Source organism: Marinoscillum sp. HNIBRBA16962 (genome assembly GCF_057801515.1).
Map to the genome: position 1 here is coordinate 5,527,243 of NZ_CM173603.1, position 25,340 is coordinate 5,552,582.

Genomic DNA, 25,340 nt, shown 5'->3' on the forward strand with positions numbered 1-25,340 from the left:
TTTATAAGAAAAATCAACATTTTACGATTCTCTAATTAAATCCATCATTTTGAACGATATTTCGTTCTCCTCCTACTGTACTTTGAATAATTACCTGATCAGGTATAGGCATGTACATGTACTTGGCTGCAAATTTCGCTCCATCTAAGTGCTCACGATCATCTTCTCCGGCGAGATATTCATTGTTCATATAATCCACCATATCAAAATCAAGCGCTGTACTTCCAGCCTGAGTGGCTTTATGCCACCTTACCAAATCAAAGTACCTGTGACCCTCCATGGCCAATTCCAGCTTTCGCTCAAACCGGATTGCTTCAAGTGCTTCTCCTTGAGAACCAAACGTAGGATAAACATCCATTACATAGTTGGCCGCATCGGTACCACCATTTTGCACAAAGTCTGTTGCGGGATCATCAAAAGCTCTTTCGCGAACCATATTCACATAAGTTGTTGCAGGCCCGAGATTTCCAAGCTCTGCCTCAACTTCAGCTGCCAAAAGTAATACTTCAGCAAAACGAATAATATTCACATTCTTAGCCGTGGAGGTAAATCCCCAATCGATCACACCAGCCAGATTATTATTAAAGTCACTTGCCAAAGGAACTGTTTTCATTGGATTATAGGGTCCTCCGTTATCTGCGTCTCTTACCCAGCTACCACCACCTAAACCAGGATTGATACCCCAATCGAGGAATGGGATATCTCTTCTTCCGACAGTCCAGTCAAGTCTGGGATCAAGATTACCTCCATAAGGGGTAAACGGGTCGTTTACAGGATCGTTTAACTCTTCATCATCAGGGATATCCGTATCATTGTAAGTATCCGGTAACGGCAATCCCAATGCGTCTGTTTTGTAAGAATTGACCAAATTTTGAGATGGTTGGAAAAATCCGCAACATCCTGTAAGAGCACTACTTCCATGGGGTTGATTCAATGTATTCTCATAATTTCCATTGCTGATCGAACCATCACCAAAAGAAGCTTCATAAGCAAAAATGGATTCGGTACTACCATCTTCCATTGCCGCCACAAAGTTATCATAGAAATGAGGCATTAAAGCATATGGACTTCCGGCAGCTGTGGTCCCATTATTGATCACATCATCCAGAACAGGTTTTGCATCGCTCCATTTAGCCTGGAAAACATAAACTTTAGCCAAATAAGCACCTGCAGCATACTTATTGGCTCTTCCTGATGCAGTTTGGGTGCCTGGAAGGTTATCATAAGCAAACTGAAAATCTGCCTCAATCATTGGAAAAATATCCTGGTCATTTTTCACCAGAGCATATTCTGTTACCGTTTCATCTACCCAGGCAGGATTACCAAATACCTTTCTAGCTTCAAAGTGAAAGTGAGCTCTAAGGAATCTGGCTTCTCCTTCAATCCTGTCCGCTGTAGCTTCTGCAATCTCATCTCTGATCACCTCAAGGTTCTTTAAAACGGCATTGGCCTTTCCAATCCCATCATAACATGCATTCCACTTGTTAGCTAGATAGGGGTTATTGGGGAGGGCTTCAAATCGCTCCAAAGGATTAAGATCCACACCATCAGATGGCTCAGTTCCTTTATAAGCAACATCAGATAACATACTTCCCCAGATCCAATTGGAAGCTCCCCCATTTTGATTAAAATGGTTATTGCCCCAGCTTTCAAACCATGAGCCATCTAATGCTGAATATGTAGCTATCAACATACCTTCTACACCTTCCAGATTTTGAAGGGAAGGTTCTGAGTAAGCCCCGGGTGGATCCACTTCAAGAAAGGACTCACTGCACGATACTCCCAAAACCATTAAACTGAAGGTGAGTACTGTCGTTATTATATTTTTATTTTTCATAATAATTTTCATTTAGCAGGTTTTAGAAAGAGAGGTTTAGACCGACAAGTACTTGTCGTGGATTAGGGAACCCACTGTTATCTACACCTATGAATCTGTCATCATTCTGACTACCTATTAAGTTGATATCAGGGTCAGGTCCTGAATAACCTGTAATAGTGAACAAATTTTGACCCTGCAAATAGATTCTGGCACTCTCCATACCAATAGTATTTAAGATATTTCTCGGTAATGAATATCCTATTTGTATAGTCTTGGCTCTCAGATAGGAGCCATCTTCAATATAATATGAACTAGGTACACTCCTTATAAAGGAAGTGTAACCACTTTCTGCACCAGGAGCTAAATATGGGAGCTCTCCAGAGGGATCTTCAGGTGTCCACCCATTTTCCAATACCCTTCTACTAACACCGCCTACGAATATTCGCATATCAGTAAAGTACTTGGTATAATTGAAAAGCTCATTGCCCTGATTCCAAACAAAGAATACATTGAAGTCAAATCCTTTGTAACGTAAATCAACATTAAGTCCGGCTACAAAATCCGGATGAGGACTACCTATCATTACCCGATCATCACTATCTATATCTCCATCACCATCCTGGTCTTTAAACCTCCAGGCTCCAATGACTTCCCCTTCCTGTTCAATTGCAGCTGTATCCGCCGAAGTTTCAAAAAAGCCATCAATTTCATATCCATAGAAATAGGAGATAGGCTTGCCCGGCTCTGTTCTTGTCACTTCAGATAACCTTGTAGTCCCTCTGGAAAAGAAACTTTCAGGATTACCATCAATATCAACCACTTCATTTTTATAATGGGTGAAGGTCAATGTAGCATCATATTCCAGGTCCCCAATTCGATTTCTGCTTGTAAGATTCAGTTCGAATCCCTTGTTCTGCATCTTGCCAAGATTAATCGATGGTTGCAATGTCTGTGGTTCCACCCCATTCTTAATCCTCGGTACCAAGAGATCATTGGTATTATTAATAAAATAGTTAGCTGCAAATTCAATTTGACCATCAAACAATGAACCATCAATACCAAAATTTGTGCTTTCCGAAACTTCCCATTGCGTTGTTATACTTCCGGACCGATATGGGGTGTACCCTGTGGCCAGGTTATTTTGAGTTCTGCCTATATCATAATTAGAAAAACCTACCCCACTACTATAAAATGTAAATTGGTTAGCAGAATTAACAACATCTACATTCCCCGATTGCCCCCATCCAAATCGAAGTTTTAAATCATCGATTGCAGCAATTGTATTTAAAAACGGTTCTTCAGATAGCCTCCAGCCTACACTTAAAGCAGGGAAAACACCATATCTGTAGTCCTTATGGATTTTTGAAGTTCCATCTCGTCTGATGGTAGCATTTAACAAATACTTATCTTGAAATATGTACTCCAACCTACCAAACAATGAATATATAGTCCATGGAGTAGGCTCAACTGCACTTACATCAGTAGGGGTAGATAAATCAGTATTTAAACTTATGAAGTTAGGATCTTCAAAATCAAAGGTATTGGTAGAAACTGTAATACCATCTCCATGAAACTTAATGGCTTCAGTTCCGCCCAGTAATTTTACCTGATGATTTCCGAATGTTTTTGAAAATGTGGCCGTATTCGTCCAGGTCCAGGTAAGGTTATAATTATACGAATTACCAAGATTGGTTATACTCACATTTTCAGAGCGCTCGTAAGTCTGATATGTGAAACTTTTATTGTAAAAATTACCATAATCTATACCATAAGAAGACCGAAGTGTCAATCCTTCTAAAGGCGTGACTTCAGCAAATATATTTCCAAAGATCTTGTAATTGTAATTCTCATTATCCTTGTTCCTATTGAGCAAAGCCACTGGATTCGTTCCATTCCCGGATTCACCAACAGAATTTCCTCCCCATCCACCATTAATATCTCTTACTGGTATATATGGAACCATCCTGTAAGCCTGTGCCCAGGGACCACCTTCACCCCGGGCATTCGGGTTGTTCCCCTGTCTGTTTTCGTAAATAAACTGAAGGTTCTCACCAAATTTAAGGTATTTTTCTGGCGTGAATGCCGTATTGACTCTCGCAGCATACCTCTTATACCCTGTATATTTAAAGGTTCCCTTCTGATCAAACAAATTGAGGCTAACCGAATAACTTGTTTGGTCGTTTCCACCACTTGCCGTCAATTGATGATTTTGTAATATACCAGCCTGTGTAGCTTCTTCAAACCAATTGGTCCCAGCACTAGTTTCCATGATCTGATAAACATCCCCATACTCCTCAAGACTATATAAGCCAGGGTCAACTTCCGGAGCACCGGCATTGAATCCGGACTTAACGTCACTGCTGGTCACGATATAATCAGGAATATTATTGTCCCCAACACGCCCAAAAACAGGATGAACATAGTCCTCACCATTGTTTCTTCTTAAATACTCGAGGTATTCTTCAGTATTGAGCATTTCCGGCATAAGGTTCGTTGGAATGTAAGAAGCTCCGGTGTATCCACTGTAGCTAACTCTGAGCCTCCCGACCTGACCCCCCTTTGTGGTTATAATAATAACTCCCTGGGCTGCCCTAGCTCCATAAATTGAGGCTGATGCAGCATCTTTCAGAATCTGGACGGATTCAATGTCCATTGGGTTGATTTTAGATGCGTCCTTTGTCTGAACTCCATCTATAACATATAATGGATCACTCTGTCCAAATGAAGTAAACCCTCTAATTCGAATTTTCGCAGCCCCACCGGGTTGACCATCTCCACTAACTACAACTCCGGCGGCCCTTCCCTGTAATTGTGAGGTTATGTTAGGAGAAGGATTAGTCAGGAGGTCGTCTGTATCCACCACAGCAACTGATCCAATAATATCAGCTTTTCTCTGACTGGTGTAACCCGTTACAACTACCTCTGATAATGCTTGAACATCATACTCCATAGTAACATCAATAACTGCTCGACCATTAACAGAAACCTCCTGGCTTATAAAACCAACAGATGAGAATACAAGAGTACCTTCCTCATCCACCGATATAGAGTAAGACCCATCCACTCCCGATACCGTACCCGTGGTAGTCCCCTTCACCAAGACAGTAACGCCTGGCAAAACTTCACCCTCACTATCTATAATAGTACCAGAAACGGTGATCTCTGCATCATCGTAATCCTCATAAACCGATGGATCATCCCCATCCTTTAGATTGACATGGATATTATCATTTATCCGCTTGAACTGAAGGTTGGTTTTCTCAGACAAATATTCCAGAATTTGTCCAATACTTTTGTTACGCTTATTGACAGAAATCTTATCCGTTTCAATGAAATTATCATTATAAGTAAAAAGGAAATCTGACTTAGACTCAATCTCTTCAAATATTTCAATCACAGAAGCCTCTTTCTGCTTCACTGAAATCTCTATATCATAAAGACTTTTCTTTTGTGCGCTTGATTCCTCAGCAAACAAAAAGGAAGCAAACATCACTTGAAGGAAAATAACATAAAATATAGGTTTTGACATTGTTATTATTTCCTGTAGTAGATTGTTTTTCATATTTTTGAATGTTTTTAGTTTGACTTATTTTGAACTGCTAAAAACAGCCCTTGCTTACAATCATCTCCCAAATTTCTGTTTGCAGGGGCTTACTTTTTACCACATCAAACCTCGTTTGACGGGGTCACGTATATCAGGAGTTTTTTGCATAGATAGTTATGGTTTTATTTTCGATTTTATACTTGAAATTCGAAGTGAAACTCAGCCCTTGCAGGACCAGTTCAAGTGATTTCTTCTTATACTCTCCACTATACTTTCCCTTCAGCCTGACATCATCGCTAATCATGAAATTCACTCCATACCACTTTTCAAGCTTATGGAAAATGGATTTGAGGTCTTCATTTTCAAAAATCAGAACGCCATTGGTCCAGGCGATTAATTTTTCTTTATTAAAGGTCCTTTTATCAAACTCATTACTTTCTCTATTAAAAACACCCATATCATTTGGGTGCAAGAGAGCAAATTGACCTCCGTTTGTATTCACAGCTACTTTGCCAGTAACTACGGATACACTCACCTCATCCTCTTCTTTGAAACTTTTGATATTAAATGAAGTACCAAGAACTTTTGTGATCAAACCATCAGTCTCAATATAAAATGGTTGTTCCGGGTTATGGGCTACTTCAAAAAATGCTTCTCCACTGAAAGTAACCCTTCTTTCTTCATCGATAAACCGCTCGGGGTAATACAACTGGCTTCCGGAGTTCAACGTAACCTTAGTACCATCAGGGAGGCTAATGACTTTTTTCTGTCCGTAAGATGTTGAAGAAGAAATTATAATATCTTCCTTTTTCGCTGATACAACACTCACCTGATTGAAATAAAGAACCAAGCTTATGCCAATCAAAATAATAACTGAAGCAGCCACTTTAGAAACTATATTCCACCCTTTCTGATCATTTAGCGATCTATGGTTAGCCGAAGAAATTTCGCCCATTCGGAGAATTCTTTCCATCATAAAAGAATACTCTTCAGATGACAGTTCGAACTGATCCTTATAATGAATCTTCTTGATAATCTCTCTGGACAACTCAACTTCCTCTCTTTTTTCCGGATATTGGTTAAGCCAATTGTTCCAAAAATGGTTGGACTCCTTATTAGGCCTTACAACCCACTCGACGAAAAATTCGTCCTTTAAAAAATGCTCTGTCTTGAAATCTTTGTAATCCATAGTACACTTATATAAGATGAAAAAGTGCCAAATGACCATAGCAACCTGAAATAAATGCAATCAATACGTAATTTTATTTTGAATATTATCAAAATTTCAATATTTCATTCTATATATTGAATGATTAATAACCTTCTTGTATTAAGACAATTGTCCGGATTTCTATGAGATTATTTTTCAGGAGTTGGTTTAAGCAGATGACCTAATGACTCTATAGCTCGATATACAAGAGCTCGTGCAGACTTCACTTTTACTCCCAGAATTTCCGCGATTTGCGCATACTTCATTCCTTCATAGAAGTACAAAAGAATGGCCTCTCTTTGTAATACCGGTAATTCATTTAGCTTTTCCTGAATAAGCTGCTGTTTCTCAAGGTTAAGTTGCTTGTGAATTAAGGTAAGTTCATGCGACGCCTCTATATCAAATGCGGAATGGACCAGCATATTTCCTTCGGGTATTTCCCTAGACCTTTTCTTGAGGTGCCTGATGATTTTGTTTCTAAGTGATTTTAGGAGATAAAACCTTACTGAGTTAGTACTACCCAGCCGCTCCCGACTGTGAATGATCTCACTAAATACATCATGAATGGAATCTTTGACCAGTTCCTTATTGGAGGTAAACTGACATCCGTAATTAAATAATGAATGAACATTATTTCGATAAATAAATGTGAGACACGACTGGCTTCCACTCTTGAATTCACTCCAAATAGTCTCGTCATCCTCAGGCAATTTTTCTTGCCCAATACCAGAGGATTGTTCATAACTTTCTAATCTGCCAGGCTGGATTTTCATACTTCTTCATACTTAATCTCACTTCCAATATCCAAATATTATTTTCAATTTTCAAGTTTATGGATGTGAAATTTGAAATCGATTGCAATCGCAATAGTTAAATATGAATGACTATAGCGCTTTGAAAATAAAAATATTGCAAAATATTTCGATGAAAAATTAAATATTTATAGCCATCCTGGCTGGCCTAATCTAGCTTTAAATGAACACAATCATAAAGTTAAATTATGATTATCCTTGGATAAAGCTATTCAGAATCACTATCTAAAAATCAACACAAAATATTGCAGCATAGCGAATGTTAGATTCTGTGCAGAGATAAAAAAACCACCAACATCAAAAAAACATTATGGTACCCCCAGACTCACAACAATAATTTCCTCATTACAACCAGGTAAAAATTATTAGAGCCTTTAACATAATTATGCTCTTTTTTCCAACCAAAACTATGCATTATCGCGTTTGTTATATGGTGTTTAGCTGTCAATGATTTTCAGCCTGACAATTTGAGAGTCAAAAAGCCTAAAGATCAGTTGAGCCTGGGACATAACACGAGGCTTATCTGCTTATCATTTAATAAACTTTTACTTAGTTTTAAGTCATTATGAGTAATATCATCCACACATCAGATATTAAGAAGCGCTACATAATGGGTAGCGAAACCATTCACGCATTAAAGTCCATTTCCATAGACATTGATAAAGGGGAGTATGTAGCTTTTATGGGGCCTTCGGGATCCGGAAAATCCACTTTAATGAACATCATTGGTTGCCTGGACACACCTACAGAAGGCAGCTACGTCTTGAACAATCACGATGTAAGTGACCTCACTGAAAACGAGCTTGCTGAAATACGAAATAAGGAAATTGGCTTTGTATTCCAGACTTTTAACCTTTTGCCAAGAGCATCAGCATTAGAAAATGTATCCCTTCCACTGGTGTATGCCGGATATGGTAAAGATGATCGGGATGAAAAAGCAATGGCTGCTCTTGATGGTGTAGGCCTGGCTGACCGTGCCTACCATAAGCCAAATGAGCTTTCAGGGGGTCAGCGTCAACGTGTGGCTATTGCCAGAGCATTGGTAAATGATCCCAGTATCATCCTGGCTGATGAGCCTACTGGTAACCTGGATTCAAAAACATCATATAGCATTATGGACCTCTTTGCTGAGCTCCACCAAAAAGGCAATACTATCATTATGGTGACTCACGAAGAAGATATAGCCGAATATGCCCACCGTATCATTCGTCTGAGGGACGGCCTTACAGAAAGCGATGTAGTCAACAAAAATGTACGATCTACTGAGCCGGTAGCATGAGCACCAAAATTTACACCAAGACTGGAGACAAAGGACAGACTTCACTTTTAGGAGGTCGAAAAGTGCCCAAGTCACACTTAAGAATCGAGGCTTACGGCAATGTGGACGAATTGAACTCATTTATTGGTCTGCTAAAAGATCACAGAGAAGTTGATGCAAGAGTCTCTAACCAGTTTTACTGGATACAGGAGCACTTGTTTAGTATCGGATCTATCCTGGCGACTGAAGAAAACTTCAAGGGATTTGATCTGCCGAAAATTTCGGATATTGAGATCAAGCAACTAGAGGTGTGGATCGATAAAGCAAGCGGTGAATTGCCTGAATTAAAAAATTTTATTCTGCCAGGTGGCCATGAGGTTGTATCTTTGTGTCACGTTTGCAGGACGGTCTGCCGCAGATCGGAAAGAAGCATCATTGCCCTGGCAAGTGAGGAAAAGGTAGATGAAAAGATTATCGTATTCATCAACCGCCTCTCAGACTATTTTTTTGTCATGGCCAGAAAAATGGCTCAGCTTCTCAATGCTCCTGAGACGCCCTGGGATCCGGGTAGCGATTCATAATGTATTTAAACGGATAGGTTATGACAGAAACAATGGAAATCAAGATCACCAAAACAGCAAAATCAAAGCTGCAAACCACAGACCTCAGTAATCCAGTATTCGGAAAGGTCTACTCTGATCATATGTTTATTGCTGATTATAAAAATGGCGAATGGACCGACCTTAGAGTTGTCCCTTATGGTGATCTGAATATATCCCCGGCCAATACGTCTTTGCATTATGCATCCACCGTTTTTGAAGGCCTTAAAGCCAATCGGTCTGCCAATGGGGACGTGTTGGTATTTCGACCTGAGGCAAATGCTAAAAGAATGCGTGTAAGCGCTGAGCGGATGTGCATGCCTCCTGTTCCGGAGGAGCTTTTTATGAACGGGCTGTCTGAGTTACTAAAACTGGACAGAGACTGGGTGCCTACCGCGCCGGGTACTTCATTATACATCCGGCCATTCCAAATGGCCATGGATCCGTATATTGGAATCCGGCCTTCGGACACTTATACATTTATCATCATCACGGGGCCAGTAGGTGCCTATTATGCAGAGCCGGTGAAGGTGAAAATTGAAAAGCATTATACACGTGCTGCTGCAGGCGGCACTGGCTTTGCCAAAACAGGTGGCAACTATGCTGCTGCATTAAAGCCAGCCGTCGATGCACAGAAAGAAGGATTTCATCAGCTTATCTGGACAGATGCCAAGACCCATGAATACGTAGAGGAATCCGGCACAATGAACCTCATGTTTGTCATCAACGATACGCTGGTTACAGCTCCGGCAGGAGATACAATTCTCAAAGGCATTACCAGGGATAGCATCCTGCAACTTGCCAGGGATAAGGGTATGAAAGTAGAAGAACGACCTGTAAAAGTAACAGAAGTAATCGAAGCAATAGAAAAAGGATCGCTACAGGAAGCTTTTGGGGCAGGTACGGCTGCCACTATAGCCCAGATCAAGCTCATCCACAATGATGGAGTGGATTACGAACTTCCACCAATAGAGACCAGAAAATTTTCCAACGGATTTCTGGAAGAACTGACAAAAATAAAGCTTGGTGAAGTGCCCGACCCGCATGGTTGGATCTTTAAGCTTTAACCATCAAGGTTCAATGTAACTTAAAAGCAGTCAATGATAGGCTGCTTTTTTTCGACCCTGCCTAAATCGCCTGAAACGGCTTTAAAAAACCGAATAATATTCCGTTTTCATTGATAAAGTCGAAATTTGGATATTACATATTCCATATTTTTAATGAATCCATTAGGAAATGGGGACAGTTTTAATTATATTATTGAGCATTGAAAACCCAAGAAATGCTATGGTAAAAAGTTATAGAGGAGTAATACAGGAAAAACCCAAAAAGGAGGCTACACCGGTTACAGTAGCTGATTACATGTCTACAAAGCTCATCACATTTCACCCTGACCAGCAGATGGATGAGGTTATAGAGACACTGTTAAAGCATAGGATATCTGGTGGCCCTGTGGTCAATGATTTCGAGGAGTTGGTGGGGGTTATTTCTGAGGGTGACTGTATGAAGGAAGTGGTGAAAGGGAAATATAACAATATGCCAAACCTGTCAGGTAAAGTATTGGACCACATGTCTACCAGTGTAATTAGTATAGGTCCTGAGACCAACATTTTTGATGCCGCGAACATGTTTCTGGAAAGGCGCATCAGGAGATTTCCCGTGGTAAGTTTAGGCAAGCTAATAGGTCAGATCTCACAAAAGGATGTGATGCGGGCTGTACACGGAATGAAAAGCACTACCTGGTAAGCGATACTTCAAACGGACCTTTACAATCTCGTTTACTTTCAAACTGATCTCCTTATGGAATAAGGTTTACGAGCGAATTTTTCTCGTTATATTCGCATTCCAAAATCAACTAATTTCAACACAAAATTATGACAACAGATCAGTTGAAAGACTTGAAGGCACGCGTCTCGGCCTTAAGGAGGTATCTTTGACTATGATACCAAAAAGAAAGAAATAGAAGAAGAAGAGTTAGTTACCGTTCAGCCTGACTTCTGGAATGACCCCAAAGAGGCAGAAGTTAAACTAAAAACCATTCGGGCTAAAAAGAACTGGACGGATCATTTTGAACAGGTAGAAACAGCAGTTGAAGAAGCTGAAACGCTGCAGGAATTCCTCGAAGAAGGAGAAGGAAGTGAAGTTGAAGTAAATGCGGCTTATAAAAAAGCCCTGAAAGAGGTAGAAGAACTGGAATTTAAAAAGATGCTTTCCGGTGACGAGGACCAGCTCTCAGCCATGCTTCAGATCACTCCCGGAGCTGGTGGTACGGAAAGCAATGACTGGGCCAGCATCCTGATGAGGATGTATATCATGTGGGGCGAATCCAATGGTTATAAGGTCAAGGAAATTGACTACCAGGCGGGTGATGTGGCTGGTGTAAAATCAGTAACCCTGGAATTTGAAGGCCCTCTGGCTTACGGTTTTCTGAAGTCTGAAAACGGGGTTCACAGACTGGTCAGGATATCTCCATTCGATAGTGGTGGCAGGAGACATACTTCCTTTGCATCAGTCTACGTATATCCGGTCATTGATGATACCATCGAGATCGAGATCAATCCAAATGATGTAGAAATGCATACGTCGCGTTCAGGAGGTGCAGGCGGACAAAACGTCAATAAAGTAGAGACCAAAGTACAACTGACGCATAAGCCATCAGGCATCGTGGTGGTCTGCCAGGAAGAGCGATCTCAGCTGGCTAACAGGGAGCGGGCAATGCAAATGCTTAAGTCCCAGCTTTACCAAATAGAGCTGGAGAAGCAAAATGAAGAGCGGGACAAAGTAGAAGCAGGCAAAATGAAGATCGACTTTGGATCCCAGATACGCAACTACGTGCTTCACCCCTATAAGCTGATAAAAGACGCAAGAACGGGACATGAACGAACCGACGTTCAAAATGTACTGGATGGTGATATCAATGATTTTATAAAAACGTGCCTGCTTCACCAGCAGGAAAGCGAATAATTAAAACATGCTGAAGCAATACTCCAGGAACTTTTGGCTTTTGTCCTTAAGTTCCTTTTTGTTTTTCTCCTCATTTACGATGATCATGCCGGAATTACCGTCTTACCTCAGCAGTATGGGCGGAGAAGAATACCTTGGGCTGATCATTGCATTATTTACACTTACAGCCGGCATATCACGTCCATTCAGCGGAAAGCTGACAGACCGATGGGGCAGAATACCTGTAATGGTCGTAGGAGCCATAGTAAGCGGAGTGGCTGCATTGATGTATCCGGTTTTGGTATCAGTGCCCGGATTCTTGCTGATCCGCTTATTCCATGGATTTTCCACAGGATTTAAACCTACCGGAACGTCTGCTTACATTGCCGATATTGTTCCAGCCAATAAACGTGGAGAGGCACTGGGTATCTCCAGTTTTTGCGGGAGCGTAGGGATGACCTCCGGCCTTGGCATCGGTCCTTTGATCTCCTTACACTATGGGATCAACGCTCTCTTTTACACGAGTGCCATCACTGCAATAGGATCTGTGATTATCCTGATCGGAATGAAAGAGACCCTCAAAAATGCTGAAAAATTTCACCCCAGACTTCTCAAAATAAAGCGATCAGACATTTTTGAACCTGCAGTGATCATGCCGTCTATTGTTATGATCCTTACTACGCTGGCATTTGGAACAGTAGTTACCCTTTCTCCGGACTTCAGTGATTACCTGGGAATCAGAAACCGGGGATTATTTTATGTGGTCTTTACAGGCTCTTCGCTACTGGTACGGGTTATTGGTGGTAGACTTTCCGACAGATTTGGTCGAAAAGTTGTACTGAAATTTAGCACAAGTACGCTTTTTTTAAGCATGGTAGTCACAGGCTTTTCCGAATCGCCCGTTTCCTTCTTAATTGGGGCATTTCTATTTGGCATTGGCTATGGACTTAATTCACCCACACTTTTTGCCTGGACCATCGACCTTAGCCCCGAATCAACCAGGGGAAGAGGTGTTGCTACACTTTTCATTTTCCTGGAAGTCGGCATAGGAGTGGGTGCACTGATCTCCGGATCTCTGTACCAGGGTTTTGAGGACCGATTCCCATGGATCTTTCTTGGAACCGGGATCTTTTCGCTTGCAGCTTTCCTCTACCTCCAATTTTTCAATAAGCATGAAAGGTAAAGTTATTATTTGGGTCTACAGTTTCGTTGGGATAGCGAACTTGATCAGCCACCTTATTGGGTCAGATTCCCTGGAGCTTTACACAAAGCCTCTCCTGATGCCCATACTCATTTATTATATATATGCAGAAGCTAAAGGGTACATTACGTTATCCAGGCTTCTTCTTGCAGGTGCTCTGATTTTTTCATGGGGAGGAGATGTAGCTCTACTTTTCAAAGACTACCAACCCAGTTTCCTCATAGGGTTAGGATCTTTCCTGATAGCTCAGATTTTTTACATAGTGGCTTTAAATAAGGCCGCCAATGATGGCCCGCCCGTTTCTTTAATATCGCTATGGCCATTGCCTGCTTACGGTATTGTATTTCTTTCGCTCATTTTACCACAAACAGGAGAATTAATCCTGCCTGTAATCATTTATGCACTTGTGTTGCTTGGTATGTTGGGTGCCGCTTTGATAAGAAAAAATAAAACTACCAAAAGAAGTTATGAATGGGCAGCAACAGGAGCCACCCTATTTGTAATTTCTGACAGCATTCTTGCTCTGAACAAGTTTGGGTTCACTTTTGACTTAAGCACTTTTGCCGTAATGGCAACTTATATCAGCGCACAGTATTTACTTGTGAAAGGAGTTTTATTCCATTCTACTTAGCGACTTTGTCAAGTTGCGATTATAAGGTATGGGTTTGATAAATTTTTCTATAACCCCCATCGCCCCCTTTACAAGAAAAAGGGGGAATATTGGTGTCAAACCCATACTCCACTATGATCATTCAATATAACTTGATAAAGTAGGGTTAATCTACGTAGTGAAAAGCGACATTTCCGAGAGCAACATCAATATTGAAGGTCATCAGGTTCTCGGCATTGGCATTGTAGTCCATATTGACGTAGACATTGTTCTCTACTTCTTCAAACCCTTCTGTCAGTCGCGTTCCGCAAAGTGGACTATCTTTTACCCTGACAATCATAGGAACTCCCACTCTGGGTATAAAAATATCCAGATTACCGGCTCCAACGGACGCATCAATAGTACATTGCTCGGAAGGAGGCTTACTAAAGTCCAGCATTGCTCTACCAAACCCGATATTTGCATTGATATATTTAGCCCTTGCCAATTCAAGGTGTTTTGCGATTATGGAGCCCATATCCACTTTTACATAGAAGGTGTCCATTTTGATCTTATTTGGCTGACCGTCGTTATAGTCTACCACTATATCAGCACTACCGGACTTCACTTTGAAGTTTTGGACGGAGGTACCACTTAGGTCTACGTCTGCATTTCCAAAGCCATAGCTAAGGTTTAGCCGGTAGATCTTATTTGGATTAAACAGTACCTTCCAGTAGTTGTTCTGATCTGCACTGGAACGCATCATGGCAAAGAAAATACCGTCGCTAAAGCTGGAGGAGCGGTATTCCTGAAGGTCCAGGCTGACTATACAGGTACCATTGCTGACATGAGATTTAAAAGAAGGGTTGATCTTTTCAAGATCAGGATTACCGTAGATAGTCAGTGGGCCTTCATCTACTTCAGACGCTTTTACAAAACAGTTACCTGCAGTAGCTTCAAGGGTAAATTGAACCGTATCAAACCTGATAGTTTCTCTTAGTGAGTAAAATTTCTTTAACTGACCGTAACTAAACGAAAAAAGCAGCCCAAAAACTGCTGTCATTCCCAACCGCAACATACCTCTCTATACGGAATGTTATAAAAGATGTTACAACACATAAATCAGGCTCCAAAGAACTCCTTCATGTTTTCAAAGAAGCTACGTTCGTTTTTAGTCGGATTTGGCTTGAAATTCTCCGACCCCCTAAGGGATTCAAGTTTATCTTTCTCATCCTTGCTCAATGTTTTGGGAGTCCAGACATTTACATGGATCAGCTGATCGCCTGTTTTATAGCCATCTATATCCTTGATTCCCTTTCCTCTCAAGCGAAGGATCTTGCCACTTTGCGTACCGGGATCAATCTTAATTTTAACTTTTCCATTGATGGTGGGCACTTCCACATGTGTACCTAATGCCGCATCAATAAAGCTCAAATAGAGTTCGTAAACCACATTGCTACCATCTCGCTTGAGTGTGTCATCCTCATGCTCTTCCACAAGGATCAGCAGGTCACCAGGGATACCTCCGGCTACTTCATTCCCTTTTCCTGCCATACTCAGCTGCATTCCTTCGGATACTCCTGCAGGAATTTTTATAGAAATAACCTCTTCCTGACGGGACATACCTGAGCTGTCTGTTCCAGGTGCCCGGCTATCCACCATTTGGCCTGCTCCTCCGCAAGTAGGGCAGGTAGATGTAGACATCATCTGGCCGAGCATAGTGTTCATCACCTTGCGAACCTGGCCTGTACCATGGCAGGTAGAACACGTTTTGAAGGTGGTCTGAGGATCTACTACCAGGCGATTTACTTTTATTTTTTTCTCAACTCCATTGGCTATTTCCTGAAGGGTCAGTTTGAGTTTTATACGAAGATTCGTGCCTTTCTTGGTTCTGCGGCCTCTGCCACCGCCGCCTCCAAAGAAGCTATCAAACGGACTTCCACCGCCTCCACCGAAAATATCACCAAACTGGGAGAATATATCTTCCATGTTCATACCGCCCTGGCCACCAAAGCCACCGGCACCGCCTACTCCCTGATGTCCAAACCGATCGTAGCGCTGACGTTTTTCGTCATTACTTAACACCTCGTAGGCTTCAGCTGCTTCTTTAAATTTTTCCTCAGCCTCTTTGTCATCCGGGTTTTTATCCGGGTGATATTTGATGGCAATCTTGCGATACGCTTTTTTAATTTCGTCTTTACTCGCAGATTTATCTACACCTAGTACCTCGTAATAGTCTCGCTTAGCCATATTATGATTTTGCTCCTGTTACCACTTTAGCAAATCGCACCACTTTGTCATTCAAAAAATAACCGTTCTCCACAACGTCCACTATTTTTCCGGCTAGATCCTCTTCTGCGGGGATCTGTGTGATTGCTTCGTGATAGTCATCATTAAAGTCATCGCCTTTACTGACTTCCATCTTTTTTAGGCCTTTTGCTTCCAGAGCCTTTTTAAATTTATTGTAAATCAATTCTGTACCTTCTTTTGCCGGAGCGGTTTTCTCATCCTCTTCCATAGACTTTAATGCGCGCTCAAAATCATCCAGCACGGGAATAAGATTTTCTACCAACTCCTTAGTCGCAGAACCAATTAACTCTATTCGCTCTTTGGCTGTCCTTCTTCTGAAATTTTCAAATTCAGAATAAAGGCGCAGATACTTCTCTTTGGCCTCAGCGACTTCAGCCTTTAGCTTATCCTCTTCACTCTCCTCTGACTCCTGCTCCTGCTTTGTCTCATCTTTCGTTGCTTCCGCTTCGCTCTGCTCTGGTGTTTCCTGTGTCTTTTCTGCAGACTCCTGATTAGTGTCTTTTATTTCTTGTTCTTGCTCTTTTTCTTCTACTTTATCTTTCTGCATGTCCGTTATACACTTTTAAAGTCGAAATGATTTTGACAATTTCTTTGCCAAAAAACCCAATGCTGACAAGATGACAGTTTTTGGTTTTGAAGAGTTAATTGGTTAATAGCTATTGAGCTAATAGGTTATTGGTTATTAACCTTATTAATCTACTTCTTAGCTCATCTCTTCAAGTAAGCAATGTAGCCGTTGAGCACTTTATTGCATGTTTCCAATTCTTCAAAACTGTCCATACCATTAACCCAATAACCAGTAACTCAGTAACCCAGTAACCGAATTACTTAACTCAATTCAACATTTGCCAGATCTTGTCTTTTAGCTGCTGTATGCCATAGCCTGAAACACTGGAAATAAACAAATGTGGTAAATCAGGCACCTCCGCTTCCATTTCCTGTATAAGCTCTTCATCCAGCATATCTGCTTTCGTAATAGCCAGCAACCTTTGCTTATCCAGTAACTCAGGATTGTACTTCTTTAATTCCCCGAGAAGTATCTCATACTCCTTTTTGATATCCTTACTATCTGTAGGAATCATAAAAAGAAGCATGGAGTTTCGTTCGATATGGCGGAGAAAACGAAGCCCTAATCCTTTGCCTTCAGCCGCCCCTTCTATTATTCCCGGGATGTCTGCCATTACGAAAGAGCGGTCATCCCTGTAAGGAACCACACCAAGATTTGGTACTAGTGTGGTAAAAGCATAATCAGCGATTTCAGGCCTGGCAGCAGAAACAGCCGACAGCAGTGTGGATTTGCCTGCATTCGGGAAGCCAACGAGGCCCACATCAGCCAAAACCTTCAGCTCCAGGATGATCCATTTTTCAACTCCCGGAATACCTGGCTGAGCATAGCGAGGTGCCTGATTGGTAGAGCTTTTGTAATGGGAATTTCCCTGGCCTCCCATGCCTCCGGGTAAGAGGATCTTTTCTTCTCCGTCCTCCAGGATTTCCAGCAAAACCTCACCTGTTTCGGAATCTTTGGCCACCGTGCCTACGGGTACCTCTAAATAAATGTCTTCACCGGTAACCCCTGATCGGTTTCCTCCTTCACCCGGCTTTCCATGTTCCGCTTTTATGTGTTTGCGGTATTTTAAGTGGATCAGTGTCCACATCTGCTTATTCCCACGCAAAATGATATGTCCACCCCGGCCACCATCACCTCCGTCAGGTCCGCCTTTTGGGACAAACTTTTCACGCCGGAAGTGAACAGACCCAGCCCCGCCATTTCCCGATCTGCCGTAGAACTTTACATAATCAATGAAATTAGAGCCCATTAGCTGGAAAAGCCGTCAATTACTGAAGTTATCTGATCAAAGATCTCGTCTATCGAACCTACACCATTGATGCTGTTAAACTTGTCCTGCTGCTTATAGTAACCGGCAACAGGAGAGGTTTCTTCCTGGTATACTTTTATGCGCTGGGTAATTTTTGCATCATCCTGATCATCCACTCTGCCTGAGGTTTTTGCTCTTCCTTTGATCCGCTCTCTAAGCTCCTCCTCAGGGACCTCAAGAGCGATCATTCCTGAAATATTCAGATCATGTCCAAGGAGCATTTTATCCAGGGCGGTTGCCTGGTTGATTGTTCGTGGGAATCCGTCAAAAATAAAACCTGGCGCATCCAGATCCTCCTTTATTTTATCTTCTACCATCCCTACCACTACTTCGTCAGGCACAAGATTACCTTCATCCATATATTTTTGAGCTAGTTTTCCCAGCTCTGTTCCTTCACCCAGATGCTTTCGGAACAGATCGCCAGTTGAAATATGGACCAGCTTGTATTTAGCTATTATTTTTTCGCTTTGCGTTCCCTTACCAGCCCCCGGAGGACCGAACAATACGATGTTTAGCATGTCAGATTGATTGATTGAAAAATAAATATAGTGATTTAAGCTATTCTGAATTTATTCTTTAGCGGCATATATGTGCTTAAGTTGTCGGCCCAACCCATTGTAGTCCATTCCATACCCAACTACAAATTTGTTGGGAATACTCAAACCCACGTAATCCAGAGGGAACTGATCACCAAAAACCTCTTCTTTAAGCAACAAAGTAGCAATTTTTACTGATTTGGGTTTTTGATCCTTCACGAGCTTCAACAAATATCCCAAAGTGAGCCCTGTATCAATGATATCCTCAACAATAAGCACATCACAGTTTTCAAGACTGGTAGTAAGCCCCATAATTTTATGAATGGTTCCTGTACTCTGCTCTCCATCGTAGGATTTTAGCTTTACCAGCTCCAGGGAAACATTCAGCTCTAATCGCTTCAGGAGATCTGACAGCACCATAAAAGCGCCATCTAATACACCCAGAACTACTACTTCCCGTCCATCATAATCAGCATTAACCTGCCCGGCAACTTTCTTTACAGCTTCTTTGATTTCCTTGCTCTCCAGAAAAAGTTCAAAGGTTTTATCGTCCAGTTGGATTGTTTGCAGGTCGCTCATAAATGTTTCATCAGGTATTTATACATGGAGGTCATCGCTACCAGGTCCCGCACATGAACTTTTTCATCAGGTGAATGAACATTATCTTCCGGAGCGCCAATAAAACACCAGTCGATCGGGTACGGTGAATGATGAACCTCACGTCCGTCACTGGATCCTCCACCTTCTACTTCAAGCTGGTAAGGAACGCCCGAAGCATCCGCAAGCGCCAAAACCTTATCAAGAAATCTGGCTCTCGGAATGTTTCGATCCCTCAACGAAATGGCCACTCCTTCCCCATGCCTCACTCCCTCCGTCACCCAGGTAATATCCGATATCAATGCCTGATGTATGGGGTAGTTTTCTGCAAGATAATGCACAAGAAGTGGAACCGAACCCCCTCCGTGTTCCTCGTAACTGCTGAAAACGATAGCTCCATGCTCCAGGTCCTCAGCCACCTTTAATGCATTATATATACCCAGGCGATTATCCATATAGGGACCCTGAATATACTCCTCATCCACTTTCAGGTCTGGTTGCCAGGTAAGCGTAGTGCCGGTATCAATTGCTCTGGGGAAGTCATAAAACACCCGATGCTCCTCATCCACTTTGATCCCGCAAAGGATCGGACCCCTGGAGTCCTTACCTACCACTTTCCATCCGTCTTTTACTTCGGGACCTCCGATCGGGACCAGCTGATTTTGATACCTCACTGTAAAGCCTATGGTATCCATATGAGCAAACACGGCCGTCCGCGGCTCTCCAAATATCAAGATGAGGTTATCCAACAGACGATCCCCCTCTACGATCTTTGGCTGAACTTTCCAGTCAGCCATATGCTTCCTGATATAATCAAGAAGGAAGTCCTTCATTACATACTCCCTGCCTGAGGGTGAGGGGATATCTATGAGCTGTTCGAGTAGTTTCATAAAAGGATCGCAAAGATAACTTTAAGATGACCACCCTGGCTCATGTTTTTCGTATAAATTCACGGCCCGTTAGCAGTTTTTCAGAATGCCGGAAATTTTAAAGTATCTCATTGTTTACTCCCTGAGTGGGGTTAAAATCATTTTTGGTCCAACCCTTGGTGCCGCCTATGGACTTGGCATCCTGGAGACCTCCCTGCTCTCCCTCTTTGGGATGATGACTACTGTATACCTGCTGAGCTACTTTGGGACGGAAATCAGAAATTTCACACTAAAAGTTTTCGGACCCAGAAAGCCACAAAAAGTATTTACACCAAAACGCAGGAGATTTGTCCGGGTCTGGAACAAGTGGGGCGTTCCCGGAATTGCTTTTCTTACCCCGCTACTTCTATCTCCTATTGGCGGGGCGTTTCTGGTCAATGCGTTTGGTGGTAAAAGACCGGAAATTTTTAAATGGATGTGGATTTTCGGGACCTTCTGGTCATTTGTGCTCACCCTGTTGGTGAGGTATGCCAAATGGTTGTTAGTGGATCTGGGTGTTGTCTAGTGTTATTCGTGATCTTCGTCCTCCAAAATCTCAATATCCTGGATCAGGATCCTTTTGGAAATGGCCTGTCCTGTAGGAGTAGCAGCCAGCCCGCCCAGGGCTGTTTCTTTATATTTAGCCTCCATACTTTGACCAATCTCGCCCATTGCATCCACGCATTCGTCCACAGGGATTACGGGGCTGACATCTGCCAGGGCAATCTGAGCGGAAGAGTTGGCAATAGCTGCAGCGCTGGCATTACGCACTACGCAAGGGATCTCCACCAAACCGGCAACAGGATCACATACCAAACCCAGCATGCACTGAATGGTAATAGCAACTGCATTAAACGCCTGATCCACAGAACCCCCAAGACAATAGACAATCGCCGCAGAAGCCATTGCTGCTGCGGATCCGGTCTCTGCCTGACAGCCACCTACAGCGCCAGCTATAGAGGCTCGTTTTTCCAGTATTAAGGCCACACCAGCACCTATGAGTAGCCCTTCCAGAATTTTGCGGTCAGGGAGCTTATGTATCTCCTGTAAAGTGACCATAGTGCCAGGTAGAATACCTGAAGCCCCTGCGGTGGGAGCAGCAACTACGCGCCCCATGCAGGAGTTCACCTCCTTTGCAGCGAGCGCTCTGGAAATCAATCGCTGAAACTCCGGAGAGACTACAGCTGTGGGGAAATTAGCTACCTTTTTAGCACCTCCCCGGATCATCCCCGAATACGAGTTCATGTCTTTCGTAAGTCCGGTCTGCACAGCATCCCTCATCACCTGATAGGCTTTTCCAAGACCATCCCAAACCTCCTCTTCTGACTTGCCTTTTTGTTCTTTTTCGTACCTTAAAACCGGCTCATAAAGCGGCTTATTTTCTTCTTTGCAAAACGTACGCCACTCTTCGAAACTATCAAATAGAATACTCATGGGTAATGTTGTTTTTGGGTATCGTAAAGATACAGGATTGGTCAGTCTCTTAAAAAAAGGAAATTTTCACACTACCTTTCTTTTACAAAAAGAACTCATCACATAAAGATAACCTGAGTTAAAAAGTTGGATAGAATAAACTAATTTAGACAAATTACCCATGGATGAAAAAGTCTGACAAATACAAACGAAAAGAGAGCGCAGACAAAACATCAATCAATTACGTAATCAACCCCCTGGCTCCTGATGTAGGAAAACTGAAAGTTACTACGTACCCACTCCAACTGGATCATCGGCTGATCAGGTATTAAATTCCTACTGAAACTAATAAGCCTGGATGCTTATCTTTGCGCCCATGTTGAGAAATGATCTGATACTGAGGGCAGCCCGAGGGGAAAAAACGGAACGTACACCCGTATGGCTGATGCGACAGGCCGGGCGTATCCTCCCGGAATACCGGGCTGTGAGGGCCAGGCTAAGCGGGTTTAAAGAGCTGGTGGAGACCCCGGAGCTTGCAGCTGAAGTCACCATACAGCCGGTGGACCTGCTACAGGTAGATGCTGCGATAATTTTTTCAGATATCCTGGTCATCCCGGAGGCCATGGGGCTCACGTACGAAATGGTTGAAAAAAAAGGCCCTCACTTCCCCAAAACCATTCAATCCCTGTCCGATATTGATCAGCTTAAAATCGCTACAGCTGAAGACCTCCACTACACGATCGAAGCTATAAAAATCACCAAAAAAGAGCTGGACGGAAGGGTACCGTTAATTGGTTTTGCGGGTGCACCCTGGACCATCTTTAGCTACATGGTAGAGGGGGGTGGCAGTAAGACCTTTTCAAAAGCCCGTAAAATGCTCTACAATGAGCCTGAGCTATCAGAAAGGCTCTTAGAAAATATAACTCAAAGCACAATAGCTTACCTGAAAGGTCAGATAGCTGCCGGAGCAGATATGGTGCAGATCTTTGACTCCTGGGCGGGAGTTTTACCTCCTGAGCATTATAGAGAGTTTTCGCTGAAATACATCCGGCAAATTGCCGCGTCAATTCCTGAGGTGCCGGTAACTGTCTTTGCCAAAGGGGCATTTTTTGCCCTGGCTGATATGCAAAATGTCGCTTGCCGAACCGTAGGGCTGGACTGGAATATGGACGTTACAGAGGCCAAAAAACTTCTGCCTGACAAAACATTGCAAGGCAACCTTGACCCCTGCGCTCTTTACGGCTCTTTTGATCAGATCAAAAAGGAAACCCGCAAAATGCTGAAAGCTTTTCAGGGCCACCCTCATATTGCAAACCTGGGGCATGGCGTTTATCCTGATACTGACCCTGACCATGTTAGATGTTTTATTGACGCGGTAAAGGAATTTGGCATTAATGCCTGATATTTTTCGCCAGCTTTCTAATTAGCTCTTTCGGGTCAAATGGTTTGGTGATGTAATCATTCATTCCCACTTCCATGACTTTTTGCTGTACCCGGAGTAATGCTGAAGCAGTTAATGCAATGATGGGAACCGGATTTTTTGACTTCCTGATTTCAGAGGTGGCTTTATAACCATCCATTACCGGCATTTGCAGGTCCATTAAGATAATGTCGTAATAGTTTTCGGCGGTTTTTTCTACAGCTACCTGGCCATTCTCTGCATTATCAATATCCATCTTCCAGCGCCTCAGAAATTTCTCCGCAACCAGCACATTCATAGGGTTATCCTCCACGAGAAGCACTTTTTTACCTTCCAGTTTCCTTTCCAGTTCCTTCTCATCCAGGGAAACGGGTTTTACAAAATGTGCATCTCCCTTTTTATAGCGCTGTTCAAAATAAAACGTAGACCCCTTGCCTAATTCACTTTTCACTTTGATCTCAACACCCTGGAGCTCCAGCAACCTTTTAATAATAGAAAGACCCAGGCCCGTACCGCCAAATTCCCTGGTAGTGGACGAACTGGCCTGAGTGAACCGCTCAAATACCGAGTTAATCTTATCTTCAGGGATACCGATACCCGTATCCTCTATCTCATACCTCACAGTCATGGTCTTAGCTGAGGAAGAGACATACTTTATTCTTAAAGTAACGGAACCTTTCTGGGTAAATTTGATGGCATTATCGATCAGGTTGTTCAGTATCTGGGTGAGCCGGGTTCTGTCGGTCATTACCCCGGTTACAATATGTTCATCAAAATCCAGCTTGATCTCAAGTCCCTTTTCTCTGGCTTTAGCTATGTACCCTTTTCGGATGCTTTCAGCCATTTCTTTCAGGTTGACATCCATCACTTCAAACTCCACAGAACCTGACTCCAGCTTATTATAATCCAAAATATCATTGATCAAAGTAGTAAGGTGCTCTGCAGAATATTTAAGAGAAGACAGGTTTTCTACCTGGTCCTTCCTTGGATTTTCCTGCAGCATAAAGTGTGAGATACCTACGACCGCATTAAGGGGAGTGCGGATTTCGTGCGAAATGGTACTTAGGAAGTCAGATTTGGCCTGAGACGCAATCTCCGCTTCTTCTTTGGCTCTTTTGAGAGAGTAAGCAAATCTAAAAGACAGTATCAATGACTGAGAGAAGAAGAAAAGAATATATCCCCAGAACGAAACTGCCGGATAATCTTCCACAAACCCAAAATAGACAAAGATGTTATAAAAGAAAACGGAGAAAACAATCGCCGTACTCACCAGGGCATAGGTGGCTCCGGGCCTTCTGTGTAAATGGGCCATTAAATACACCCAAATAGTAATTAAAAAATAGATCAGCAAAACCATAAAAAAAGGCTCCACCAGATAGGTAAAAACTGATGCCGGGAAAAGCATGGTTATTGCAATACAAACAAGACATACTCCATTAATAATATCCCATAAGACTGGCTTTATCTCCTCCGGATACAGGTGGTGTATAAATTTGGCAAAGAAGAATGTACATAGAAAAAGGGTGATATACTCCAGCCTGATAGCTATATACCACGAGATATCCATCAGGGAGTGAAGCACGTAGAACCCAAACCCTATAATGCGATAGCTGTAGGAAATACAAAAAAGGGAAAAATACAAAATGGCTTTATCATGACGCCCAAAGAAATACAGACCAATAAAAAACAACCCACCCATGAGCAAACAGCCTGTCAGGAGCAGATCATAAGCAATACTATTGATCTCCTCGGTTTCCATCTTATCCTGGCGGCCGATCCAGATGCCTTCTTTAGCCCCTCCTTTTGAATGATCAAAATTTGCTACCTGAAGAATGAGTTCATTGGTATCACGCAGATTTTTTAAGGGTACGAAAAGCGGACGCCACTCTGGCGTATACGATGAACGATTATTAGCTACTTCTCCATTTTTGGCAATTAGTTTGCCATTCAGATAAAGAGAAAAGGAAGAATACATATCCTCCACATGCATGGTGAACTCCATACTGTCGGGCAGGATCATTTGAAGGCGGTAAGTAGCGTAACCCTTAGCAGAGAGCTCATGGCCACCTACTTTCTGACCGTTCCACAATGCAGGAAATTGAAAATACTCAGGTTCATACTTCTTAAAGCCTCCCCTGTAGATAACTTCCTTCCAGTAGAACTCCCATTCACCTTCCAGCGGCACACTTGTGTCAAATTTTTTCCCGGATAGGTCGGCGATCCCTTTCTTAACGTAATCTTTGGCGGTGATTTGCCCAGCGATTATCAGTAAAATAAGTCCTAAAATCGACTTGCGCATGGCAT

23 protein-coding genes are annotated in these 25,340 nt (G+C 42.5%); 10 read left to right on the forward strand and 13 right to left on the reverse strand.

The window, feature by feature from the left end; translation table 11 throughout:
- Nucleotides 1–31: 31 nt before the first annotated feature.
- From AC3E9V_RS22900 to AC3E9V_RS22915, 4 genes are all read right to left on the reverse strand, one after another.
- Complete coding sequence (locus AC3E9V_RS22900) at nt 32–1,837, reverse strand: RagB/SusD family nutrient uptake outer membrane protein (RefSeq protein ID WP_488750499.1); 1,806 nt, start codon at nt 1,835–1,837, stop codon at nt 32–34.
- 22 nt (nt 1,838–1,859) lie between these two features.
- Nucleotides 1,860–5,381, reverse strand: a complete 3,522-nt coding sequence (locus tag AC3E9V_RS22905) for a SusC/RagA family TonB-linked outer membrane protein (protein WP_488750500.1) — start codon at nt 5,379–5,381, stop codon at nt 1,860–1,862.
- Between the two features lie 133 nt (nt 5,382–5,514).
- Nucleotides 5,515–6,552: a FecR family protein gene (locus AC3E9V_RS22910; protein ID WP_488750501.1), complete on the reverse strand. Its 1,038-nt coding sequence runs from the start codon at nt 6,550–6,552 to the stop codon at nt 5,515–5,517.
- A gap of 170 nt (nt 6,553–6,722) precedes the next feature.
- Nucleotides 6,723–7,346, reverse strand: coding sequence for an RNA polymerase sigma factor (locus AC3E9V_RS22915; protein WP_488750502.1), 624 nt, complete (start codon nt 7,344–7,346; stop codon nt 6,723–6,725).
- A 604-nt stretch (nt 7,347–7,950) separates the two neighbouring features.
- Between AC3E9V_RS22915 and AC3E9V_RS22920 the strand changes: the two genes are divergently transcribed.
- The 7 genes from AC3E9V_RS22920 to AC3E9V_RS22950 all read left to right on the forward strand — a co-directional run bounded on the left by AC3E9V_RS22920 (nt 7,951) and on the right by AC3E9V_RS22950 (nt 14,017).
- On the forward strand, nt 7,951–8,664 hold the full coding sequence (locus AC3E9V_RS22920; RefSeq protein ID WP_488750503.1) for an ABC transporter ATP-binding protein: 714 nt from the start codon (nt 7,951–7,953) through the stop codon (nt 8,662–8,664).
- Nucleotides 8,661–9,224, forward strand: coding sequence for a cob(I)yrinic acid a,c-diamide adenosyltransferase (locus AC3E9V_RS22925; RefSeq protein WP_488750504.1), 564 nt, complete (start codon nt 8,661–8,663; stop codon nt 9,222–9,224). Before AC3E9V_RS22920 ends, AC3E9V_RS22925 begins: the two co-directional genes overlap by 4 nt.
- 20 nt (nt 9,225–9,244) lie before the next feature.
- On the forward strand, nt 9,245–10,309 hold the full coding sequence (locus AC3E9V_RS22930; protein WP_488750505.1) for a branched-chain amino acid aminotransferase: 1,065 nt from the start codon (nt 9,245–9,247) through the stop codon (nt 10,307–10,309).
- Nucleotides 10,310–10,529: 220 nt separating this feature from the next.
- Nucleotides 10,530–10,988 carry a CBS domain-containing protein gene (locus AC3E9V_RS22935; protein WP_488750506.1) on the forward strand — a complete coding sequence of 153 codons (459 nt, stop codon included), beginning with the start codon at nt 10,530–10,532 and terminating at the stop codon, nt 10,986–10,988.
- Between the two features lie 128 nt (nt 10,989–11,116).
- A protein-coding gene (gene prfB / locus AC3E9V_RS22940; protein WP_488750507.1) for a peptide chain release factor 2 occupies nt 11,117–12,206 on the forward strand; the annotation gives its coding sequence in 2 pieces (ribosomal slippage) (nt 11,117–11,176 and nt 11,178–12,206; 1,089 coding nt in all).
- Between the two features lie 7 nt (nt 12,207–12,213).
- A complete protein-coding gene (locus AC3E9V_RS22945; protein WP_488750508.1) occupies nt 12,214–13,368 on the forward strand; it encodes an MFS transporter in 1,155 nt (384 codons plus the stop codon).
- Nucleotides 13,358–14,017 carry a lysoplasmalogenase gene (locus AC3E9V_RS22950; RefSeq protein ID WP_488750509.1) on the forward strand — a complete coding sequence of 220 codons (660 nt, stop codon included), beginning with the start codon at nt 13,358–13,360 and terminating at the stop codon, nt 14,015–14,017. The genes AC3E9V_RS22945 and AC3E9V_RS22950 overlap by 11 nt, the downstream gene beginning before the upstream one ends.
- Before the next feature lie 145 nt (nt 14,018–14,162).
- On the opposite strand, the gene AC3E9V_RS22955 is transcribed toward AC3E9V_RS22950, so the two are convergent.
- The 7 genes from AC3E9V_RS22955 to AC3E9V_RS22985 form a co-directional block, all read right to left on the reverse strand.
- Nucleotides 14,163–15,038 carry a hypothetical protein gene (locus tag AC3E9V_RS22955; protein ID WP_488750510.1) on the reverse strand — a complete coding sequence of 292 codons (876 nt, stop codon included), beginning with the start codon at nt 15,036–15,038 and terminating at the stop codon, nt 14,163–14,165.
- Between the two features lie 59 nt (nt 15,039–15,097).
- A complete protein-coding gene (dnaJ, locus tag AC3E9V_RS22960) occupies nt 15,098–16,225 on the reverse strand; it encodes a molecular chaperone DnaJ (RefSeq protein WP_488750511.1) in 1,128 nt (375 codons plus the stop codon).
- Between the two features lies 1 nt (nt 16,226).
- On the reverse strand, nt 16,227–16,832 hold the full coding sequence (locus AC3E9V_RS22965) for a nucleotide exchange factor GrpE (RefSeq protein WP_488750512.1): 606 nt from the start codon (nt 16,830–16,832) through the stop codon (nt 16,227–16,229).
- Nucleotides 16,833–17,118: 286 nt separating this feature from the next.
- Complete coding sequence (gene obgE, locus AC3E9V_RS22970; RefSeq protein ID WP_488750513.1) at nt 17,119–18,102, reverse strand: GTPase ObgE; 984 nt, start codon at nt 18,100–18,102, stop codon at nt 17,119–17,121.
- Nucleotides 18,102–18,680 (reverse strand): adenylate kinase, encoded by a 579-nt coding sequence (locus AC3E9V_RS22975; protein WP_488750514.1) that lies wholly within the window; start codon nt 18,678–18,680, stop codon nt 18,102–18,104. Before AC3E9V_RS22975 ends, obgE begins: the two co-directional genes overlap by 1 nt.
- A gap of 51 nt (nt 18,681–18,731) precedes the next feature.
- Nucleotides 18,732–19,277 (reverse strand): hypoxanthine phosphoribosyltransferase, encoded by a 546-nt coding sequence (gene hpt, locus AC3E9V_RS22980; protein WP_488750515.1) that lies wholly within the window; start codon nt 19,275–19,277, stop codon nt 18,732–18,734.
- On the reverse strand, nt 19,274–20,185 hold the full coding sequence (locus tag AC3E9V_RS22985; protein WP_488750516.1) for a M20/M25/M40 family metallo-hydrolase: 912 nt from the start codon (nt 20,183–20,185) through the stop codon (nt 19,274–19,276). Before AC3E9V_RS22985 ends, hpt begins: the two co-directional genes overlap by 4 nt.
- An 85-nt stretch (nt 20,186–20,270) precedes the next feature.
- Between AC3E9V_RS22985 and AC3E9V_RS22990 the strand changes: the two genes are divergently transcribed.
- Nucleotides 20,271–20,729, forward strand: a complete 459-nt coding sequence (locus AC3E9V_RS22990; protein WP_488750517.1) for a hypothetical protein — start codon at nt 20,271–20,273, stop codon at nt 20,727–20,729.
- Between the two features lie 2 nt (nt 20,730–20,731).
- On the opposite strand, the gene sdaAA is transcribed toward AC3E9V_RS22990, so the two are convergent.
- Complete coding sequence (sdaAA, locus tag AC3E9V_RS22995) at nt 20,732–21,637, reverse strand: L-serine ammonia-lyase, iron-sulfur-dependent, subunit alpha (RefSeq protein ID WP_488750518.1); 906 nt, start codon at nt 21,635–21,637, stop codon at nt 20,732–20,734.
- Nucleotides 21,638–21,801: 164 nt separating this feature from the next.
- On the opposite strand from sdaAA, the gene AC3E9V_RS23000 reads away from it, so the two are divergent.
- Both AC3E9V_RS23000 and hemE read left to right on the forward strand, forming a co-directional pair.
- Entirely contained in the window at nt 21,802–21,948 is a 147-nt protein-coding gene (locus AC3E9V_RS23000) for a hypothetical protein (RefSeq protein WP_488750519.1), read from the forward strand.
- A 26-nt stretch (nt 21,949–21,974) separates the two neighbouring features.
- Nucleotides 21,975–23,018: a uroporphyrinogen decarboxylase gene (gene hemE / locus AC3E9V_RS23005; RefSeq protein WP_488750520.1), complete on the forward strand. Its 1,044-nt coding sequence runs from the start codon at nt 21,975–21,977 to the stop codon at nt 23,016–23,018.
- Here hemE and AC3E9V_RS23010 read toward each other — a convergent pair.
- On the reverse strand, nt 23,008–25,335 hold the full coding sequence (locus tag AC3E9V_RS23010; protein ID WP_488750521.1) for a response regulator: 2,328 nt from the start codon (nt 25,333–25,335) through the stop codon (nt 23,008–23,010). The two genes, hemE and AC3E9V_RS23010, sit on opposite strands and share 11 nt — an antisense overlap.
- Between the last annotated feature and the right edge of the window lie 5 nt (nt 25,336–25,340).

Coding starts and splice junctions, on each gene's coding strand:
- AC3E9V_RS22900 (WP_488750499.1), bottom strand. CDS start 1,837: ATGAAAAATAAAAATATAATAACGACAGTACTCACCTTCAGTTTAATG.
- AC3E9V_RS22905 (WP_488750500.1), bottom strand. CDS start 5,381: ATGAAAAACAATCTACTACAGGAAATAATAACAATGTCAAAACCTATA.
- AC3E9V_RS22910 (WP_488750501.1), bottom strand. CDS start 6,552: ATGGATTACAAAGATTTCAAGACAGAGCATTTTTTAAAGGACGAATTT.
- AC3E9V_RS22915 (WP_488750502.1), bottom strand. CDS start 7,346: ATGAAAATCCAGCCTGGCAGATTAGAAAGTTATGAACAATCCTCTGGT.
- AC3E9V_RS22920 (WP_488750503.1), top strand. CDS start 7,951: ATGAGTAATATCATCCACACATCAGATATTAAGAAGCGCTACATAATG.
- AC3E9V_RS22925 (WP_488750504.1), top strand. CDS start 8,661: ATGAGCACCAAAATTTACACCAAGACTGGAGACAAAGGACAGACTTCA.
- AC3E9V_RS22930 (WP_488750505.1), top strand. CDS start 9,245: ATGACAGAAACAATGGAAATCAAGATCACCAAAACAGCAAAATCAAAG.
- AC3E9V_RS22935 (WP_488750506.1), top strand. CDS start 10,530: ATGGTAAAAAGTTATAGAGGAGTAATACAGGAAAAACCCAAAAAGGAG.
- AC3E9V_RS22945 (WP_488750508.1), top strand. CDS start 12,214: ATGCTGAAGCAATACTCCAGGAACTTTTGGCTTTTGTCCTTAAGTTCC.
- AC3E9V_RS22950 (WP_488750509.1), top strand. CDS start 13,358: ATGAAAGGTAAAGTTATTATTTGGGTCTACAGTTTCGTTGGGATAGCG.
- AC3E9V_RS22955 (WP_488750510.1), bottom strand. CDS start 15,038: ATGACAGCAGTTTTTGGGCTGCTTTTTTCGTTTAGTTACGGTCAGTTA.
- dnaJ (WP_488750511.1), bottom strand. CDS start 16,225: ATGGCTAAGCGAGACTATTACGAGGTACTAGGTGTAGATAAATCTGCG.
- AC3E9V_RS22965 (WP_488750512.1), bottom strand. CDS start 16,832: ATGCAGAAAGATAAAGTAGAAGAAAAAGAGCAAGAACAAGAAATAAAA.
- obgE (WP_488750513.1), bottom strand. CDS start 18,102: ATGGGCTCTAATTTCATTGATTATGTAAAGTTCTACGGCAGATCGGGA.
- AC3E9V_RS22975 (WP_488750514.1), bottom strand. CDS start 18,680: ATGCTAAACATCGTATTGTTCGGTCCTCCGGGGGCTGGTAAGGGAACG.
- hpt (WP_488750515.1), bottom strand. CDS start 19,277: ATGAGCGACCTGCAAACAATCCAACTGGACGATAAAACCTTTGAACTT.
- AC3E9V_RS22985 (WP_488750516.1), bottom strand. CDS start 20,185: ATGAAACTACTCGAACAGCTCATAGATATCCCCTCACCCTCAGGCAGG.
- AC3E9V_RS22990 (WP_488750517.1), top strand. CDS start 20,271: ATGCCGGAAATTTTAAAGTATCTCATTGTTTACTCCCTGAGTGGGGTT.
- sdaAA (WP_488750518.1), bottom strand. CDS start 21,637: ATGAGTATTCTATTTGATAGTTTCGAAGAGTGGCGTACGTTTTGCAAA.
- AC3E9V_RS23000 (WP_488750519.1), top strand. CDS start 21,802: ATGAAAAAGTCTGACAAATACAAACGAAAAGAGAGCGCAGACAAAACA.
- hemE (WP_488750520.1), top strand. CDS start 21,975: ATGCTTATCTTTGCGCCCATGTTGAGAAATGATCTGATACTGAGGGCA.
- AC3E9V_RS23010 (WP_488750521.1), bottom strand. CDS start 25,335: ATGCGCAAGTCGATTTTAGGACTTATTTTACTGATAATCGCTGGGCAA.